The organism is Burkholderia sp. Tr-20355, assembly GCF_017104685.1.
Taxonomy (GTDB): domain Bacteria; phylum Pseudomonadota; class Gammaproteobacteria; order Burkholderiales; family Burkholderiaceae; genus Burkholderia; species Burkholderia seminalis.
This window is the reverse complement of the sequence record NZ_JAAGPK010000067.1, coordinates 23,339-41,560: the sequence shown is the minus strand read 5'-3', so window position 1 is coordinate 41,560 and position 18,222 is coordinate 23,339. Positions and strand designations below refer to the sequence as shown.

Annotated in this window: 11 protein-coding genes and 1 tRNA gene; all 12 read right to left on the bottom strand. The window is 68.2% G+C overall.

The genetic code is table 11. From position 1 onward, the window contains the following. Positions 1–32: 32 nt before the first annotated feature. The 12 genes from G3N62_RS18830 to fdnG all read right to left on the bottom strand — a co-directional run bounded on the left by G3N62_RS18830 (position 33) and on the right by fdnG (position 18,155). Positions 33–2,270: a TOMM precursor leader peptide-binding protein gene (locus tag G3N62_RS18830; RefSeq protein WP_124668936.1), complete on the bottom strand. Its 2,238-nt coding sequence runs from the start codon at positions 2,268–2,270 to the stop codon at positions 33–35. A gap of 80 nt (positions 2,271–2,350) precedes the next feature. Then, the gene (locus G3N62_RS18825; protein ID WP_124668935.1) at positions 2,351–2,713 is read right to left on the bottom strand and encodes a BMA_0021/BMA_0022 family TOMM bacteriocin; all 363 of its coding nucleotides are present in this window, start codon (positions 2,711–2,713) and stop codon (positions 2,351–2,353) included. A gap of 16 nt (positions 2,714–2,729) precedes the next feature. Next, positions 2,730–3,074: a BMA_0021/BMA_0022 family TOMM bacteriocin gene (locus G3N62_RS18820; protein ID WP_049029779.1), complete on the bottom strand. Its 345-nt coding sequence runs from the start codon at positions 3,072–3,074 to the stop codon at positions 2,730–2,732. Between the two features lie 33 nt (positions 3,075–3,107). Then, positions 3,108–7,115, bottom strand: a complete 4,008-nt coding sequence (locus G3N62_RS18815) for a TOMM system kinase/cyclase fusion protein (protein ID WP_124668934.1) — start codon at positions 7,113–7,115, stop codon at positions 3,108–3,110. A gap of 17 nt (positions 7,116–7,132) precedes the next feature. Beyond that, positions 7,133–8,134, bottom strand: a complete 1,002-nt coding sequence (locus G3N62_RS18810; protein ID WP_124609409.1) for an FHA domain-containing protein — start codon at positions 8,132–8,134, stop codon at positions 7,133–7,135. Positions 8,135–8,928: 794 nt separating this feature from the next. Next, positions 8,929–9,024: transfer RNA gene (locus G3N62_RS18805), tRNA-Sec, on the bottom strand. A 30-nt stretch (positions 9,025–9,054) separates the two neighbouring features. Then, positions 9,055–10,980, bottom strand: coding sequence for a selenocysteine-specific translation elongation factor (gene selB / locus G3N62_RS18800; protein ID WP_124668874.1), 1,926 nt, complete (start codon positions 10,978–10,980; stop codon positions 9,055–9,057). Then, positions 10,977–12,416, bottom strand: coding sequence for an L-seryl-tRNA(Sec) selenium transferase (selA, locus tag G3N62_RS18795; RefSeq protein ID WP_124668873.1), 1,440 nt, complete (start codon positions 12,414–12,416; stop codon positions 10,977–10,979). The genes selB and selA overlap by 4 nt, the downstream gene beginning before the upstream one ends. Positions 12,417–12,490: 74 nt before the next feature. After that, entirely contained in the window at positions 12,491–13,426 is a 936-nt protein-coding gene (gene fdhE, locus G3N62_RS18790) for a formate dehydrogenase accessory protein FdhE (protein WP_185733018.1), read from the bottom strand. Between the two features lie 109 nt (positions 13,427–13,535). Further along, positions 13,536–14,162, bottom strand: a complete 627-nt coding sequence (locus G3N62_RS18785; RefSeq protein WP_034185838.1) for a formate dehydrogenase subunit gamma — start codon at positions 14,160–14,162, stop codon at positions 13,536–13,538. Then, positions 14,159–15,073, bottom strand: coding sequence for a formate dehydrogenase subunit beta (fdxH, locus tag G3N62_RS18780; protein WP_034185837.1), 915 nt, complete (start codon positions 15,071–15,073; stop codon positions 14,159–14,161). Before fdxH ends, G3N62_RS18785 begins: the two co-directional genes overlap by 4 nt. 10 nt (positions 15,074–15,083) lie before the next feature. Next, positions 15,084–18,155 (bottom strand): formate dehydrogenase-N subunit alpha, encoded by a 3,072-nt coding sequence (gene fdnG, locus G3N62_RS18775; RefSeq protein WP_082744713.1) that lies wholly within the window; start codon positions 18,153–18,155, stop codon positions 15,084–15,086. Between the last annotated feature and the right edge of the window lie 67 nt (positions 18,156–18,222).

Sequence of the window (18,222 nt, the reverse complement as noted above, 5' to 3'; positions counted from 1 at the left end):
TGGCGGGCCGTCGTGCCGCGGCGACCGGCCCGTCAGAGAAACAGCAGCGCCTCGTTCAACTCCGTCTCGCGGCTCGGCTGGCCCCGCCAACCCAGTCGAACGGGAACCGAATAGAGCCGTTGCGCGCCGAAGCGCGGCCAGAAATGGCACAGCCCCGGCGCGATCACCTGCACGACGGACAGGCCGAGGTCGGGTCGCGTCTTGTCGACGACGAGCACGTCCATGCCGGCCGCCGCGATGCGCCCGACACCCTGCGCGATCGCAGCCGGCAGCGACGCGGCGCCGATCGGCTGCCACGTCGAGCGGCTCGTGCGGGGCAAATCGGCCGCCGGATACAGGAATCCGGTGTCCGCCAGCTTGCCGCGATCCCACGGGTCCGGCGCATCCGCGGCGACATCGAGCAACTGGTTGACTTCGGTCAGCGCCCGGTTCACTGCGATGGCGCCGTCCGGATGGCAGCCGAAGCCGATCGAGAAGCGCCCGTCCTGCGGATTTTCCGCGAGCGCGGCCACGGTCGGCACCCCGAGGTCGGCGGTGATGTCGAGCGCCCACAAACGCCATCCGAGCGTCGCGTATTCGCGCACGAGCGCGTCGAAATACGGATCATCGAAACTCGACAATTCGATGCCGGGCCGCGCGATCCGGTTGTACCACCAGATCGCGACCGCATCGCGCTCGATCAATTCGAGCATGCCTTGCAGGATCGCCTCGTCGAGGCTCGAGCCCGCCGCGCAGCCGTTGGGGTTGTGCACGCACGCGGCCGGCGCCCGCGCGCTGTCCGGCGTTTCCGCATAGCAGTAGCTCAGCGGCACGAGGTGACGCCGGCCGGTCACGAGCGACCAGGCCGGCGTCCAGTCGATGACGTCGTGCGCCGTGAAGCGCGGCGGCACCTGTTTCCGGACATCGCGGGTCAACGCGTTGATCGCGTCGCGCGCGTCGAATTGCCGTTCGCTGAACTGCTGAAGGGCGTTCACGTGGATCGGGGCGGCGTCGCATGCGGGATCGGCGAGCAGGCTTTCGAGGCTTCCCGTCAGCGTCGCCTCGTCCCCCTGGTACACGCTGCTGAATCGCTCGAGCGCCTCGCACAGCGCGCTCGCGCGGGCCTGATCGTCGGTACGGCCCTTGCCGGCGCAGATCCTGTCGAAGCGGTTGCTGCCCGGCACGGCCGCCGGGCACACGAGAAAGCCCGACGCGTAGACCTTGCGCAGGCCCGCGTGCCGCTTAGGCATCGGATGCAGGTAAGCGATCGCGCCGCTGACCGGCGAGACCAGATGGGCATGACGCGCGAACACCTGCTGCGGATCGGCGATGCGGTAGCCGCCGTCGGCGCGCGCCAGCGGTTCATGATCGGCGAGACGCGGCGCGCGCGCCGCCTGTTCGCGCATCCACCCGGGATTGCCGCAGCACGGACATTGCGGACGTTTCAGCACGCGGTGACGCTCGGCGGCCAGCGTGTCGATGCGCTGCGCCACGATATGGGTCTGCGCCCGTGCCGACGCCGCGGGGTTGACGGCGATCTGCTCGACCGTCGCCGCCACGAGCGCCGCCGCGGCAAAGGCCGCCGCACGCGACGCCGCCGGCGGCAGACGCGCCGCGTCGCGGCCGTGATGGCGCGCGAGCAGCGCTTCGACGGGCCGGTTGATGCGAATCCAGTAGCGCACGCATTCGATGCACGGCGCGTCGGCGAGCGCGTCGCCGCCGGCCAGCAACGGTCCGATCAGCGTCTGCACGCCGCCCGTCGTCACGACGAGCAACGCCCCGCCGCGCGCCGCGACGCGGGCGGCGCACGCGGCGAGATCGTCGCGATCGTGCGTATCGGCGATCGCGACGGTCAGCCCGGCCTCCGTCACGACGTCGATGCCGGCTGCGTCGAGCGCGCGCCCGAGCGCCGTATCGTCGGCACCGAACCGCTCGATCGCGACACGCAGTTGCGCGACGTGCCCGCAAGCCGCGTCGCCGTCGAGCCCCGCACGCTCGAAGAAGCCGCGCGCCGCATCGTCGTCGTGCGGCAGGTCCGCGCGCACGTACCCGCGACGCACCAGTTGATCGAGACGCGCGAGCACGTCCCATTCGCCGAACGCACCGGCAAGCGACGTCACGGTCTCCGCGATCGTCATCCGCGCCCGCAGGCACGCCGCGATCCGCACGAAAATCGCGCCGGACAGCATCACGCGCTTGAATTCGTCGACGACGAACAAGGTCTCGGGCCCGGCATCGAGCACGAGCAAATGCGGCTTGAAGCGCAACACGCGCGAAGGGTCGTCGAGCATCGTCGGGTTCCATGCGGCGGGGAAACGAACGTCGCGCGGCGCCGGGGCCGCGCGACGGTACACGGCGCGGCCGCGCCGCGTCAGCAGCAGGTGAACAGGTAACTCGGCCCGGCGTCGCAGTAGGCCGCGAGCGCAACGGCCTCCTCGTCGAGGCCCAACGGCTGCTCCGGTATGCCGACCGTCATCGCGTTGCGCGGCAGGTGCCAGCTCCCGCCGCCGTTGGCATGGCTCTTCCAGCCATGATCGCCATGGGTCTTGACGACCTCGATGTCGACGATCCACGGACACTGGTAACCGAAGTATTTCGCGAGCGTCTCCAGCGGCCGCTCCAGCAGCTCGTCCTTGAATTCCGGATCCCGCCACGAGAGCGCGATCGCGCGCAGATAGACCTTCTGGAACTCCAGCATCGATTCGAGCGTCGGATTCGCGTTGTTGTTGGCCATGTCGGTTTCCCCGCGGTCATTCCATGATGGTGATGTGGTTCGCGTTGTAGGCGGCCAGCGCCTGCGCGAATTGCGCTTTGTCCGCCGGCGCGGGCGGCAGGTACAGCGTGAGCTTGTTTCTCCGGCCGGCCGTCCAGTCGCCGTTGACGGTCGGCGTCCACTCGGACGATTTCGGCTGCACCTTCAGGTCGAGCCGGAACGGAAAGTGATAGTCGAAATGCTCGCGCAGCGCCTCGATCGGGTCGGCCTCGAGTTCGTCGAGAAACGCCGGCGAATGCCACGCCAGCGCGATCGCCCGGATGACGGTTGCGCGGTATTCCAGAAACTGCTCGTACGTCGGTAGTCGAAGATCCTTGCTCATCTCTCTGTTCTCCTGATGGACGAATGGAACCACTTACGGCAACGACTGCAACAGCGTTCCGGCGAGCCTGGCGACGCGGCCCATGCACGCCGCTGTTGCAATTTCGACTGCGCGCCGGCACGCGTCCAGCGCGGCCACGCCGCCGCATCGCGGATCGGCCAGGCGCAAGTATTCGCATTTCTTCATCAGCAGTTGCGCTTCGTAATAGCGCTCCCCGGTCGATTCGCACCGTGCGAGGCATTCGTCGATCCGGGCAAGCGCGGCGCCGTACTCGCCGCGCGCGGCATCCAGTTCCGCCAGCAGCGACGCGTAGTAGGTCAGCCCGAGCCGCCCGCCCGATTGCCGCTGCGCGTCGAGATGCTCGACGACACCCGCGCGATCCCCGGTCGCCCACGCGCGAATGATCGCCGCGTAGTGCTCGACCGCGCGCAGCCGGTGAATCTCCGACAGGCGCAGAATCGCGTCCGACAGCGCGAGCGCCGCATCGCGATCGCCCGCAAGCTGGTACGTGCGCGCGAGGTACATCATCGTGACGCCGAGCGTCGGCAAATGGTCGAGGCAGGTCGCGCAATACACCGCGTCGTGCGCCATCGCGAGCGCGGCCCGCGGATCGTCGTCCATGCACCAGCGCACGCTTGCGAGCGACGCCATCGTCCATGCACGCGTATCGAGCCCGAGGATGCGCCGGTGGTTCGCGTCGCGCCGCACGTCGTAGCCCGCGAGCACCGCCTCGAACGCGGCGCGGGCGCGCGCATAGTGCCCGTCGACCCACAGGCTCATGCCGCGCATCGCGTCCGCCGCGACCTGAACGCCGGCATCGCCGCGCTCGGTCGCGAGCGCGTCGAGCCGCAAGCCGATCCCGCGCACGGTGGGACGGTCGCCCGCGACGTGGTAGTAGGTCGACAAGGTCCACAGCGCGCTGATCTCGAGCCCCGGGTCGTCGAGCGTCCGCACCTGCCGCAGCAGCAGCTCGGCATGCTCGCGCACCTGCGGGTCCGCCCAGCCGAACCGTGCCATCGTCGCGTGCGTCAGCGTCGTGCGGATGCGTGCGCTGTCGTGTTCGCGTTGCGCGTAGTCGGCATTGCCGAGCCATTCGAACACGGCTTGCCCGTAGCGGATCGCGTCATCGTACCGCGCGCCCTCGAGCGCACGGCGCGCCGCGTCGATGCCGTGCGCGATCGCGTCGGCCAGGGCACCCGCGCGCGCGAAGTGCCCGGCGACACCGAACGTGTGCGCACCGGCGCCCCGATCGGCTTCCGCGATCAATGCGCGGCCGACCCGCGCATGGTTGCCGCGCCGCACGGCGGGCGGCATCGATTCATAGGCCGCGTCGCGGATCAACGCGTGGCGGAATGCATAGAACACCCGATCGCGCCGATGTTGCGCGTACACGATCCGCTCTTCGAGCAGCAGCCGCAGATGCCCGTCGAGCGTGGTCCGATCGTGCGGCGATGCATCGGCGAGCAATTGCGCATCCACCTCGAGCCCGATGGTCGCGGCGAGCTGCGCGGTGTCGCGCGCATCGTCGATCCGGTCGAACGCGAGACCGAGCATGCCGCCGAGACTCAGCGGAAGCGGAAAGGGATCCGTTGCCCGCGGCCCCGCGAGCGCGCCGTCCGCGCCGCTCGTCGTCAACTCGCGCGCGACGGCCTCGATGAACAACGGGATGCCGGCCGTGCGGCGGGCAAGCGGGTCGAGCCAGGCCGGATCGGGCACGCCCTGCCCGAGGTACGCCGACATCAGGCGCTGCGCGTCGGCACGCGGCAGGCGGCGCAGCACCAGGCGCTCGGTCGCGGCGCGCCACCGGCCAAGTTTCTCGGGGCGCGACGTGAAGACGACGGCGAGCGCCGCCGCGCGCGGCGAGCGCTGCAGGTAGGCGAGAAAATCCTCGGTCGCGCGGTCGATCCACTGGACGTCCTCGACGACGAGCAGCACCGGCGCGCCGTTGCCGAGCGACACGATCAACTGTTCGAGGACGTCGAACAGCGCGTGCCGTTCGCGTACGCTCGACCACAGGAACCCCTTCGCATCGCACGGCAGCCCCAGCCAGGTGGCGAGCGCGGCGCGGGCCGCCGCATGATCGCACTCAAGCGGCGCGATCATCGTGTCGATCGCGTCGAGCGCGCCGCCGGCCGGACTGTCGGCGTCGATATGCCAATGCGCGCCGATGAACCTCAGGACCGGAAACAACGCATGATTCTCGCGTTCCGGCAGGCACCCGCAATGCGCGAACGCGTGGCCCTGGATCCGCACGGCCTCGCACAGCTCGTGCACGAGGCGCGACTTGCCGATTCCCGCTTCACCGACGACGAGCCGCGGCACGCCGTGCGGCGCAGGCTCGCCGCGCATCGCGCGACGGTATCGCGCGAGCGTCTCCTGCCAATGGCGCAACAGCGCGTCGAGCTCGTGGGTGCGGCCGACCATCGGTACCCGCACGCCGGTGTCGAGCGAATCGAACGGCGTATCGGCGCGGCGCTCGCCGAGCAATTCATGGACCGGCTGCGGCAGGAGGCCCGCGCGCGCCAGCCGCAACGCGGTCGGCCGATGGTCGGCATGCCGATCGAGCGCGAGCCGCGCATCGTCGCTGACCAGGATCTGCCCGGGTCCGGCGAGCCTCAACAATCGCGACGCCGCGGCGGGCGTCGATACGCCCGACATGTGCGATGCATGCGCGAGCACCTGCCCGACGTGAATCGCGGCGGCCACTTCGACCCGCCAGCCGTCGCCGCCGCCGTCGATGCCGCCGGCCGTCGCCGGTACCGGCAGCCGCGCGCGCTCGGCCACCCGCACCATGTCGAGCGCCGCGCGCGCCGCGCGGCGGGCGGGCCGGTCGATGTCGCCCTGCAAGCCGAAATGGAACAGCAGCGTATCGCCGAGCCGCCCGCCCGCGTGCGCGCCGTAGCCGACGGCGATGTCGGCGCACTTGGTCAGCCATTGCTCCTCGTAGCCGTCGAGCAGGTCGCCATGATCGGCTCCCGCGTGGCGTTGCCGGCCCTCCCCGGCAATCGCCACGCAACAGCACAGCGTGGTGACCTGCCGGTACTCGCCGGCCGCCGCGATCGTGTCGCCGCGCGGCGCGAACGGGTGCGGGCGCAGCTGCCGGCCTGCACGGCCGGCGTCGAACTGGCCGACGAGCGCCGCGAAGTTCAGCGCGCGGAACTGCCGCGCCAGTTCGTCGGCCGACGCGGCGCGCTGCTCCGGATTCTTGTTCAGCGCGCGCCGCAGCACCGCGCCGAGCGGATGCGACGCGATCGACGGCGGCAGCGCGACATCCACCGGGCTGAGCTGCTGATAAAGAATGTCGGCCACGCTCGCGCCGTGCATGACGACATTGCCCGTCAGGCATTCGATCACGACCAGGCCCCATGCATAGAGGTCGCTTCTCGGCGTCGGTGGCTCGTTGCGCAGTTGCTCGGGCGCGCAATACGACGGCGAACCGAGCACCTCGGTCGCCAGCGTCGCGGTCTGGCGCGCGACGTCTTCGGCGCCGGGCAGCAATGCGCCGATGCCGAAATCGAGCAGCTTCGCGTGCGGCCCGTCATCGGCGATCGCGATCACGATGTTCTGCGGTTTCAGGTCCCGATGCACGATGCCGCGCCGATGCGCGGCCGCGAGCGCGTCGAGCACTTCCGTCATCAGGCGCCCGGTGTCGACGGCCGACAGCGGCCCCTGCGCCGCGAGCCGGTCGCGCACCGTCAGGCCCTGCACCAGCTCGAATACCGCGAACAGCCGCCCGTCCGGCGCTTCCCCCCGGTCCAGCAGCGCCACGATGTTCGGGTGCCGCAGCGCTTCGCACAGGCTCGTCTCGCGCCGAAAGCGCGCGCGCTGGTGCGCGCGCTCCGACGCGGTCCGCGCGGCATCGTCGCGCATCAGCTTGATCGCGACCGCCTGCCCCGTTTCGCCGCAGGTCGCGCGAAACACCACACCGTTGCCGCCTTCGCCAAGCAGCGGGCCGAGCCGGTAGTGCCGCTTGCCGGCAAGCTCGGCGAAAGGCGCGACGGGCTGCCGCGATTCGGGCGTGCGGGACACGGTCGGCAACATGGCCTGTTCCCCCGCGTTCACGAGTAATGGACGACCGGGCCCGACACGGGACGAAGTGCGCCGATACGCAGCGCGACGCCCGGCACCGACTGGCATTCGAGATGCTCGCCGCGCATGATGCGGAACGGAAAATCACCGAAACGGACGCTGCCGCGCCGGCGCTCGACGAGCTGGCTCGCGTCGAGCCCCGGCAGCGCCGCGAACTGGCTCCGCGCGCGGTGAATCTGCACGTTGACATGGGACGGATCGATACCCAGCATGTGCGCCAGCCGACCGAGGTCGATCCAGCCTTGCGAGACGGCGTCGTAGCCGGCCTGCATGTCGGCCGAGCGGGCACGCGCAAGCGTGACGAGGCTGTAGTGATGAGCCCGTTCGCCGAGGTCGACCACGCCGCCGCGCACGTGCAGCAGCATGCGCACGTGCTCTTCGTTGCGGCTGACGAAAAATTCGAGCAGATGCCCCGGCAGGGCGGGATCGGCGGGCGCGGCGAGCATCATCGTCGAGCCGCGGCTCACGAGCGTCACGCACCACGTGCAGTCGCCGCTCGACACTTCGTCGCCGTCATGGAGCGTGCGTGGCGGCAACGTATCGTCGCACAGCCATTCGCCGGCCGCCGACCGGACGATCGTGATCGGCCGCGCGGCACGGGCAGGCAGGGTCTGGCTCGGCGCAAGCACGATCGGCGGCGCGGCGCCGCGTATCGGCCACAGCGTATCGGCCGGATCGTCGAGCGCATCGACGCGCCACGGCGCGGTACCGGCCTGGCCGAACCGGATCACGTCGCCGGGCCGCAGCACCGCGTGCTCACCGTCGCGCAACGGCACGCCCGATACCGACGTGCCGTTGCTGCTGTGATCGTGCAGTTCCCACAGACCGCCGCTCCAGCGGATATGGGCATGGACCCGGGACACCGATGCGTCCCGGATGACCGTGTCGCAGCGCGCGGCATCGCGGCCAAACACGTGATACGCGCGCAGCAGGCACGCTTCCCCGGAAGAATCGTTCTTGAGTATCGCCATGACCGCCCCGTGTCGGATTCACCCGGATCGATGGCGTGATGCATCGACATTGCCGGGCAAGCGATTGATTCACCAATTGCGAACGATGCCGCCTGTTCGCCGCCTCTTCACTTTTCTTGTCGTCTTTCCGTCAAACCGTCGCTCATCCGGAACGTGTCATTTACGTTAATTGAATTATCGACCGCTTTGTTTTTTAGGACCGGGCAACGTGATGAAAATCCTGCCAAATAAAACCACGCACAGCAACCGGAATAATCAGTTCTCGATTTCGGAATGCAACGCCTTACATTGTCGACAGATTTCCGGAAAAGTTGAAGGGTCGAGCAGCGCGGCACGCACGGCGCGACGGCGTTGGCATCCTGTCCGCCCGACGTCCGACAATGCGCCCGGCCAAGCTTGCAAACCCGCGTCACAAAACCGGTCCGATCGGAATCGGGATCAAAATCAGTTTGATAGTTTCTGGAAATCGCACAATCACCATTAGCGTTTTGATTGCGATATTCTTCACTTATTCAATTATCGACGCACACCGCTTCAGTCCACGAAAGATAATCCTGCTTTACAGGCCGGGCCCACGGCAATTCACCCTTCTTTTATTTCGGGATTCGAATCGGAAAAATTCTGCGGACCCGCGACGGCAGAGATGGATTTTCCTCGTTCGCGACAAGCAACGCGTACGCCGCCTTGCCGTCACCGCTTGCTGCTCGGTGCGTGGTTCCCACGAGGAAGATTCAAGACGAGCGGATCAAGACGCGATGCGCCGTGCGGCGCGCACCGATCGCGGGGAATCGCGGTGGCGGAAGGCAGCCAGAGTCGAACTGACCCGGGAGTGTCTGACACCCCCAACCGGGTTTGAAGCCCGGCCGTACCACCGGATACGAATGCCTTCCGTGGGAAAAGAACCCAAGAACAACGAGCGCCTACGCCTGAATACCCACCCAACCGCTGTCAGGCCGCAGGTAGTGAAGATCGCGGTGGAAGCGAGTATACCCAACCCGGTCGAAGAACTCGAGAATCTGGATCGCACGCTTGCGGCCGAGCCCCGTCGCATCACGGAATGTCGCGGCATCGAGCCCGCCGCCGCGCGACGGCGCGAGATGCGCGACCAGCGCCGCCAGCTCGCGCGCGACGTCCGCGTGATAGAACAGGTCGCGCACGACCTGGTGCACGTCGCCGCGCCGCGCGAGCTTGCGCAGCAACGCGCGCACCGCGTCCTCGGCCGCGCCCGTGTCGCGCGCCAGGTCGCGCACCCACGGCGGATCGAAGCGCCCCGCCTGAATCAGCGGCAACAGTTGCCGCGCGAGTGCTTCCTCGCGCGGCTCCAGGCTCACCGAATGCGACGGCAGATGCAGCCACGGCCCGCTGCGCGCGACTTCGCCGCCGGCCACCAGCGCATCGACGAGCGCGCGCCATAGCGCATCGCCGACGAGCGGCGCGGCCATCCGCCGCAGGCGCGCGGCGTCGAGCCCCTGCTCGTCGGGCATGCGTTCGTGATACGCGCGCAGCGTGTCGACCGCCCGCGTCTGCAGCGTGCGCCAGTGCGCATGCGAAATCACCGCGCCGTCGTTCGACGCGGCGTCGCGCTGCCCGATCGCCCGCGCGTCTTCCGGCAACGCCAGCGCATTCGGCGCGAAGCCCGTCAGATGCGTGAGCGTTGCGCGCGCAATGCCGAGCGGTGCCTGCGCGAGCAGCGCATCGAGACGCCCTTCGTCGAGCCACGCGGCCAGCGCATCGAGCCACGCGCGGCGGGCAGGCGTACGACGCTTGCGGGCCGGCCCGAACGGATCGAGCACCCGGCCGCCGCCGACGGTGCGCGTCGCCTGCGGATTACGGACGATGAACCGGTCGCCCGGCAGCGCGAACACCGGTTCGTCGAACACCAGTTGCACGCGCATCCGCTGGCCGGCCGTGAGCGTGTCGCCGTCGAGCAGCGCGACATGGGCGACGCGGTGCAGCGTGCCGAGATGCACGTGCAGCGGCGCCCAGTGCGTGAGCGACAGCCCTGCATCCGCGAGCAGCGTCAGCTCGACGTCCAGACGCGGCGACGTCGCGGCGAGCCGCGCATCGGCGACGGTATCGCCGCGCTCGACGTCGGCCTTGTCGACACCGGCCAGATTCAGCGCGCACCGTTCGCCCGCGCGGCCGATCTCGACCGGCCGGTTCTGCGCATGGATGCTGCGCACACGCGCCGCGCCGCCGGTACGCACGATCGCGAGCGTGTCGCCCGTCGCGACGCGGCCCGCGAACGCGGTACCCGTCACGACCGTGCCCTGCCCCGCGAGCGTGAACACGCGGTCGACCGCGAGCCGGAACAGCCCGTCGTCGCGGCGCGCGCGCCACGCGATCGCCGCGTCGGCCAGGTGACGCTTCAACGCGGCGACACCCGGATCGTCCGCTGCCGTCGCCTGCGTTTCGAAGATCGGCACGCCGGCCAGCGTCGAGTCGTGCAGCCACGCGGCGATCTCGTCGCGCACCTCGGCCACACGCTCGCCGTCGACGCGATCGCATTTGGTCAGCGCGACGGCACCATGCGTGACGCCGAGCAGTTGCAGGATCGCGAGATGCTCGCGCGTCTGCGGCATCACGCCGTCGTCGGCGGCAATCACGAGCAGCGCGAAGTCGATCCCGCACGCGCCCGCCGCCATCGTATGAATCAGCTTCTCGTGGCCCGGCACGTCGATCAGGCCGAGCACGTCGCCGTTGTCGAGCGGCGTATACGCGTAACCGAGCTCGATCGAAATCCCGCGCGCCTTCTCTTCCTTCAGGCGGTCGGTATCGACGCCCGTCAGCGCGCGCACCAACGTCGTCTTGCCGTGGTCGATGTGTCCCGCGGTCCCGACGATCATGCAGCGGGCCCCGCCAGCGGCGAGCATTGCGCGACGAGCACCGCTTCGTCGGCGGCTTCGAGGCAGCGCAGGTCGAGCCGCAGCGCGTTGTCCGCGATGCGGCCGATCACCGGACGCGGCCATTCGCGCAGCCGCTTCTCGAGCTGCACGAGCGCACGGCCGCCGCGCTTGCCGTCCGCCGTGCGCACGACGAGCCCGGCGCTCGGCAACTGGTCGACCGGCAGCGCGCCGCTGCCGATCTGGCTGAACATCGGCTCGACCGCCACGTCGAAACCGCTGCCGAGCGCGGCCTGCAATACCGGGCGCACGCGCTCGGCCGCTTCGGCGATCTCGCGCTGCGGCCGCGTCAGCAGACGCAGCGTCGTGAGCCGGTCGCGCAGGAACTCGGGCGACTGGTACAGGCGCAGCACGGGTTCGAGCGCCGCGAGCGTCAGCTTGCCGACGCGCAGCGCGCGCTTGAGCGGGTGTTTCTTGATCTTCGCGATCAGCGCGCGGTCGCCGACGATCAGGCCGGCCTGCGGCCCGCCGAGCAGTTTGTCGCCGCTGAACGTGACAACGTTTGCCCCGGCGGCGACGGTTTCCTGCACGGTCGTTTCATGCGGCAGCCCCCATTGCGACAGGTCGGCAAGCGTGCCGCTGCCGAGATCGACGGCGACCGGCACGCCGCGCTCGCGCGCGAGCGGCGCGAGTTCGGCGAGCGTCGCCTCCTTCGTGAAGCCGCTGATCGCGTAGTTGCTGCAGTGCACCTTCATCAGCAGCGCCGTGCGCGGGCCGATCGCGTCCGCGTAGTCGCGCAGGTGCGTGCGATTGGTCGTGCCGACCTCGCGCAGCTTCGCGCCGGCGCGGCTCATGATGTCGGGAATGCGGAATGCGCCGCCGATCTCGACCAGCTCGCCGCGCGACACGACGACTTCCCGCTTCGCCGCAAGCGCCGACAGCGTCAGCAACACGGCCGCCGCGTTGTTGTTGACGACGGTCGCTGCTTCCGCACCCGTCAGTTCGCACAGCAAAGCGTCGATCAGGTCGTCGCGATCGCCGCGGCGGCCCGTGGCGAGATCGAATTCGAGGTTGACGGGCTGCGTGAGCGCGTCGACCACCGCGCGCACCGCGTCGTCGGGCAACAGCGCGCGCCCGAGATTCGTGTGCAGCACGGTGCCGGTCAGGTTGAACACGGCACGCACGGCGCCCGTGCTCTGCGCGGCCAGCGTGCGCGCGAGGGTGGCGGCGATGCGCGGCTCGTCGAGCGGCTCGGCCGCGGCCGGATCGTGCTGCGCGGCGGTGCGCCAACGCTCCAGTTCGGCGCGCACGGCGTTCAATACGCGCGTGCGGCCATAGTCCGCGATCAGCGGTTGCAACGGTGCCGACGACAGCACGCGCTCGACGGACGGCACGCGCGCCAGCACCGCATTCAATTCATTCACACCCGGTTCGGTCACGTCGTTGTGGCTCCAGTCTCATGCTTCGCAGTCGGCCGGCGCCGGCGCTCGCGCGCCGCCCCCGGCCCGTGCCGTCAGTCCGCTTCCCGCGCGACGTCCGGCCACAGCAGCGGGTTCGGCGAACTGCGCTGATAGCCGGCCTCGTTCATCAGCAGGTCGAGCGTGAGACTGGCGAGATCGTCCGCCAGCGGCTCGAACTCGTAGTCCTTCTCCTGATAGCCGATCTTGCGATAGGTCTTGCACTCGTCGCACGACTCGGCCTTGACGGCTTCGCTGCCGCCCTCGATCCCGTGGTACGCGATGCCCTTGGTCGAATCACAGTGCGAGCACTTCGTGCGCACCATGTGCCACTCGGTCGTGCACAGCCCGCACTGCAGGAACCGGTAGCCCTGGTACGGGCCGCCGACCCGCACGACGCTCGCGACCGGGTGCGTGCCGCACACGGGGCACAGCCCCGGCTGGTCGAGATACGGGACATCGGCCGGCGTCACGCGGCTCGCGAGGTCCGTCCAGACCGCCTGCAGCGCGGCCATCACGAACGGCGCGGTGGCCGGGTCGACTTCGGCGAAGCGCAGCGCGAGAATCGCGTCGGCCTGCGCGTCGAGTTCGGCGGGCGCCATCAGGCGCAACCGGTCGAGCAGTTTCGCGAGCTGCGGATTGACGAGCCCGGCGCCTTCGACGCGGTCGAGCAGTTCGTACAGCACGGCGCGCCACCGTGCGTCGCGCTCGCCGTCGAGCGCCGGCAAGAGCGGCATCGAGTGCTCCTGCGCACGCGCGATCGCTTCCTTCGACGGCAGCGGCAGGTCCAGCGTCTGCAGCGTGGCATGCTGCGCGTCGGCGACGGTGGCCATCAGCCGCAGGTAGCCGCTGATCGGGTTCAGGTCGGCAAGCTTGCGCAGCCGCGCGGCGCGCGCCGCGAACGCGGTCGCGCGCTCCGGCAGGCGAAAGCGCGGAATGGCCGAATGATCGAGTGCCGAGATCTCGGTCGGTTCGAGAATGCGTTGTGTCACAGAAATGTCTTCCAAAAAAACAAGCGCCGACGCATCGGCGCTTTCGGGCAGTTCCGGCGAAGGCGCGGAGCGGCCCGCCGCGATCGGCGAGGCGCTCCGCTCCAGTGCGTTATTTCACGCTTTCACGGAACCACTTCGGGTGATGCTTGCGGGCCCAGCCCAGCGTGACGGTGCCGCGCACCATCGCGCCGATCGAGCCCTTCACCCACAACGCCGCGTAAATGTGCACGATGATGCTCGCGATCAGCACGAAGGCCGCCACGGCATGCACGACAGCGGCCGCGCGGATCACCCCGATCGGGAAGTAGAACGAGAAGTAGCGCCGCCAGATCACGACTCCCGACAGCAGGAGCAGCAGCAGGCACGCCACCAACGTAAAGAATAGCAGCTTCTGCCCGGCGTTATAGCGCCCGACAGGCGGCAGCTTGTCTTCCTGGTTGGTCAGCACGTCGCCGATCTGCTTCAGCCACTGGCGATCGTCCGCGTCGAGCGTGTTGTGGTGCCAGAAGCGCACGACGAGGATCGCGAACGACACGAACATCACGAGCCCGACGAACGGATGCAGGATCCGCGTCCACTGGCCGCCGCCGAACAGCGCGGTCAGCCAGAACATCGACGGATGGAACAGCGCGAGCCCGGACAGCGCGAGCAGCACGAACGTGATCGCGGTGATCCAGTGGTTCGTGCGCTCGTTCGCCGAGTAGCGGACGATCAGGTTGGGGTCGTCGTGGTTCATTTCGCGTCCTCCTTGATGCGTCGCGCCTCGTCGCGCGCGGCCGATTCTTCCTCTTCGCTCACCTCGTTCGGACCGACCCGGACATAGTGGAAGAACCCGGCAAGCGCGGTCAGCGCGAGGCCGGCGACCGCGAGCGGTTTCGCGATGCCCTTCCACAGCTTCACCATCGGGCTGATCGACGGGTTGTCGGGCAGCCCGTGGTACAGCGACGGTTTGTCGGCGTGGTGCAGCACGTACATCACGTGCGTACCGCCGACGCCCTGCGGGTCGTACAACCCCGCATGCTCGAAGCCGCGCTCCTTCAGGTCCTCGATCCGCTCGGCCGCGTGCTGCTTCATGTCCTCCTTGGTGCCGAACACGATCGCGCCGGTCGGGCAGGTCTTCACGCAGGCCGGTTCCTGGCCGACCGCGACGCGGTCGGAACAGAGCGTGCACTTGTACGCGCGATGATCCTTCTTCGAGATCCGCGGAACGTTGAACGGGCAACCGGTCACGCAATAGCCGCAACCGATGCAGTTCTCCTCGTGGAAGTCGACGATCCCGTTGTTGTACTGCACGATCGCGCCCGGCGACGGACACGCCTTCAGGCAGCCCGGATCCTCGCAGTGCATGCAGCCGTCCTTGCGGATCAGCCACTCGAGGTCGCCCGCCGGGTTCTCGTATTCGGAGAACCGCATGACCGTCCACGAATGCTCGGTCAGGTCGGCCGGGTTGTCGTACACGCCGACGTTGGTGCCGACCTCGTCACGCAGGTCGTTCCATTCCATGCACGCCGTCTGGCATGCCTTGCAGCCGATGCACTTCGATACGTCGATCAGCTTCGCGACGCTCCCGGTCACCGGTTCGCGCACCGTGGGCGGTGGCGTCGTGGTGGCCGAGACGCGCTTGATATCCAGCGATTGCAATGCCATCTCTTTCCCCTTACGCCTTTTCGACCTTCACCAGGAACGACTTGAATTCCGGTGTGTACGAGTTGCCGTCACCCACGGACGGAGTCAGGGTATTGGCGAGATAGCCGGGCTTCGTCAGACCCTTGAAGCCCCAGTGCAACGGGACGCCGACCGTCTGGACCTTCTTGCCGTCGACCGTCAGCGGCTTGATCCGCTTCGTGACGAGGGCGACCGCGATGATGTAGCCGCGCTTGGACGACACCTTCACGCGCTCGCCGTGCGCGACGCCGACTTCCTTCGCGAGGTCTTCGCCGATCTCGACGAATTGCTCGGGCTGGATGATCGAGTTCAGCCGCGCATGCTTGGTCCAGTAGTGGAAATGCTCGGTCAGCCGGTACGTCGTCGCCACGTGCGGGAACTCCGCCGCCTTGCCGAACGACGCGCGGTCGTCCGCGAACACGCGGGCAGCCGGGTTGTTCAGCGCCTGCGGGTTGTTCGGGTGCAGCGGGTTCGCGTCGAGCGGCGTCTCGAACGGCTCGTAGTGCTCGGGGAACGGACCTTCGTTCATCCCCGCGCGGGCGAAGAAGCGCGCCACGCCTTCCGGGTTCATGATGAACGGCCCCATCCCGTTTTCGGGCGGCTCGTCCGCCTTGAAGTCCGGCACGTCGGCGCCCTTCCACGCGCTGCCGTTCCAGCCGATCAGCTTGCGGGTCGGGTCGAACGGCTTGCCGGCGACGTCGCACGACGCGCGGTTGTACAGGATCCGCCGGTTCGCCGGCCACGCCCACGCCCAGTTCAGCGTCTGGCCGATGCCGGTCGGGTCGGAGTTGTCGCGCCGCCCCATCTGGTTGCCGGCCTGCGTCCACGCGCCGCAGAAGATCCAGCAGCCGCTCGCGGTCGTGCCGTCGTCCTTCAATTGCGCGAACGCGGCCAGCTGCTCGCCCTTCTTCACGAGCGTCTTGGCCGGATCCTTCGGGTCGGGCAGGTCGGCGAGCGCCTTGCCGTTGAACTCCATCGCGAGCTCTTCGGGCGTCGGGCTTTCCGGGTTCGCGTACGGCCACGTCAGGTTCACGATCGGGTCCGGATACTTGCCGCCGTCCTTCTGGTACAGCTTGCGCATGCGCAGGAACAGCCCCGACATGATCTCGAGGTCGCTCTTCGCGTCGCCCGGCGGCTCCGCGCCCTTCCAGTGCCACTGCAGCACGCGGCTCGAACTCACGAGCGAGCCGTTTTCCTCCGCGAAGCACGTGGTCGGCAGACGGAACACCTCGGTCTGGATCTTCGACGCATCGACGTCGTTGTAGTCGCCGTGATGCTTCCAGAACTCGGACGTCTCGGTCGCGAGCGGATCCATGATCACGAGCCACTTCAGCTTCGCGAGGCCCGCTGCCGTCTTCACCTTCGACGGCGCCGCCGCGAGCGGGTTGAAGCCCTGGCAGATGTAGCCGTTCATCTTGCCGGCATTCATCAGCTCGATCACCTGCAGCAGGTCGTACTGCTTGTCCAGCTTCGGCAGGTAGTCGTAGCCCCAGTTGTTCTCGGCGGTCGCCGCGTCGCCCCACCACGACTTCATGAAGCTGACGTGGAACGCCTTGTAGTTCTTCCAGTAGCTCAACTGGTTCGGCCGCAGCGGCAGTTGCGTGCGCTTCTTGATGTAGCCGTCGAAATCCTGCTCGGACTGCATCGGCAGCGTCATGTAGCCCGGCAGCAGGTTCGACATCAGCCCGAGGTCGGTCAACCCCTGGATGTTCGAGTGGCCGCGCAGCGCGTTCATCCCGCCGCCGGCGATGCCGATGTTGCCGAGCAGCAACTGCACCATCGCGCCGGTGCGGATGATCTGCGCGCCGGTCGAATGGTGGGTCCAGCCGAGTGCGTACAGCACCGTGCCGGCGCGGCCGGGAACGGCCGTGGTCGCGAGCATCTCGCACACCTTCAGGAATTTCTCCTTCGGCGTGCCGCAGACCTGCTGGACCATGTCCGGCGTATAGCGCGCGTAGTGCTGCTTGAGCAGGTTGTACACGCAACGCGGATGCTGCAGCGTCGGGTCGACCTTCGCGAAGCCGTCGTCGCCGCGCTCGTAGTCCCAGCTCGATTTGTCCGGGTACGCGTGCTTCTCCGCGTCATAACCGGAGTAGATGCCGTCGTTGAACGCGAAATCCTCGCGCACGATGAACGAGAAGTCCGTGTAGTTCTTCACGTACTCGTGCTGGATCTTGTCGTTCGTCAGCAGATAGTTGATGACCCCGCCCAGGAAGACGATGTCGGTGCCGGTGCGGATCGGCGCGTAGTAATCGGCCACCGAGGCCGTACGCGTAAAGCGCGGGTCGACGACGATCAGCCGCGCCTTGCGGTGCGCCTTCGCCTCGGTTACCCACTTGAAACCGCACGGATGGGCCTCGGCTGCATTGCCGCCCATCACGAGAATCACGTCCGCGTTCTTGATGTCGACCCAATGGTTCGTCATCGCTCCACGGCCAAACGTCGGGGCAAGACCTGCCACCGTCGGGCCATGTCAGACACGCGCCTGATTGTCGAATGCGAGCATCCCGAGACTGCGGACAGTCTTGTGCGTCAGGTAGCCGACCTCGTTGCTGCCCGCCGACGCGGCCAGCATGCCGGTCGTGAGCCAGCGGTTGACCTTCGAGCCGTCTTCGGCCGTCTCGACGAAGTTCGCGTCGCGGTCGGCCTTCATCAGCTTCGCGATGCGGTCGAGCGCGTCGTTCCACGAAATCGGTTCCCACTTGTCCGAGCCGGGCGCGCGATACTCGGGGTGCGTCAGGCGGTTCGGGCTGTGGATGAAGTCGATCAGGCTGGCGCCCTTCGGGCACAGCGTGCCGCGATTAACGGGATGGTCGGGATCGCCTTCGATGTGGATGATGCTCGGCTGCGCATTCTTCGCGCCGTCTCCGAGGCTGTACATCAGGATGCCGCAACCCACTGAACAGTAAGGACAGGTGTTGCGCGTTTCGACGGTGCGCGCCAGCTTGTACTGTCGGACTTCGGCAAGCGCTTCGGACGGAGAAAAGCCCATCAGGGCAAGACTCGATCCGGCAAGCGACGTGGCCGTCACCTTCAGGAACTGGCGCCGGGACATTTGTAGCATGGCGGTCTCGGCGTTATTGTGGGGTGGGGTGAAACTGAAAGGAATTATAGACAGTTCAGGCAACTAT

What these genes read in the sequence shown, in the direction of transcription:
- G3N62_RS18830 (WP_124668936.1), bottom strand. Translation starts at nt 2,270, where the DNA reads ATGCTCGACGACCCTTCGCGCGTGTTGCGCTTCAAGCCGCATTTGCTC.
- G3N62_RS18825 (WP_124668935.1), bottom strand. Translation starts at nt 2,713, where the DNA reads ATGGCCAACAACAACGCGAATCCGACGCTCGAATCGATGCTGGAGTTC.
- G3N62_RS18820 (WP_049029779.1), bottom strand. Translation starts at nt 3,074, where the DNA reads ATGAGCAAGGATCTTCGACTACCGACGTACGAGCAGTTTCTGGAATAC.
- G3N62_RS18815 (WP_124668934.1), bottom strand. Translation starts at nt 7,115, where the DNA reads ATGTTGCCGACCGTGTCCCGCACGCCCGAATCGCGGCAGCCCGTCGCG.
- G3N62_RS18810 (WP_124609409.1), bottom strand. Translation starts at nt 8,134, where the DNA reads ATGGCGATACTCAAGAACGATTCTTCCGGGGAAGCGTGCCTGCTGCGC.
- selB (WP_124668874.1), bottom strand. Translation starts at nt 10,980, where the DNA reads ATGATCGTCGGGACCGCGGGACACATCGACCACGGCAAGACGACGTTG.
- G3N62_RS18785 (WP_034185838.1), bottom strand. Translation starts at nt 14,162, where the DNA reads ATGAACCACGACGACCCCAACCTGATCGTCCGCTACTCGGCGAACGAG.
- fdxH (WP_034185837.1), bottom strand. Translation starts at nt 15,073, where the DNA reads ATGGCATTGCAATCGCTGGATATCAAGCGCGTCTCGGCCACCACGACG.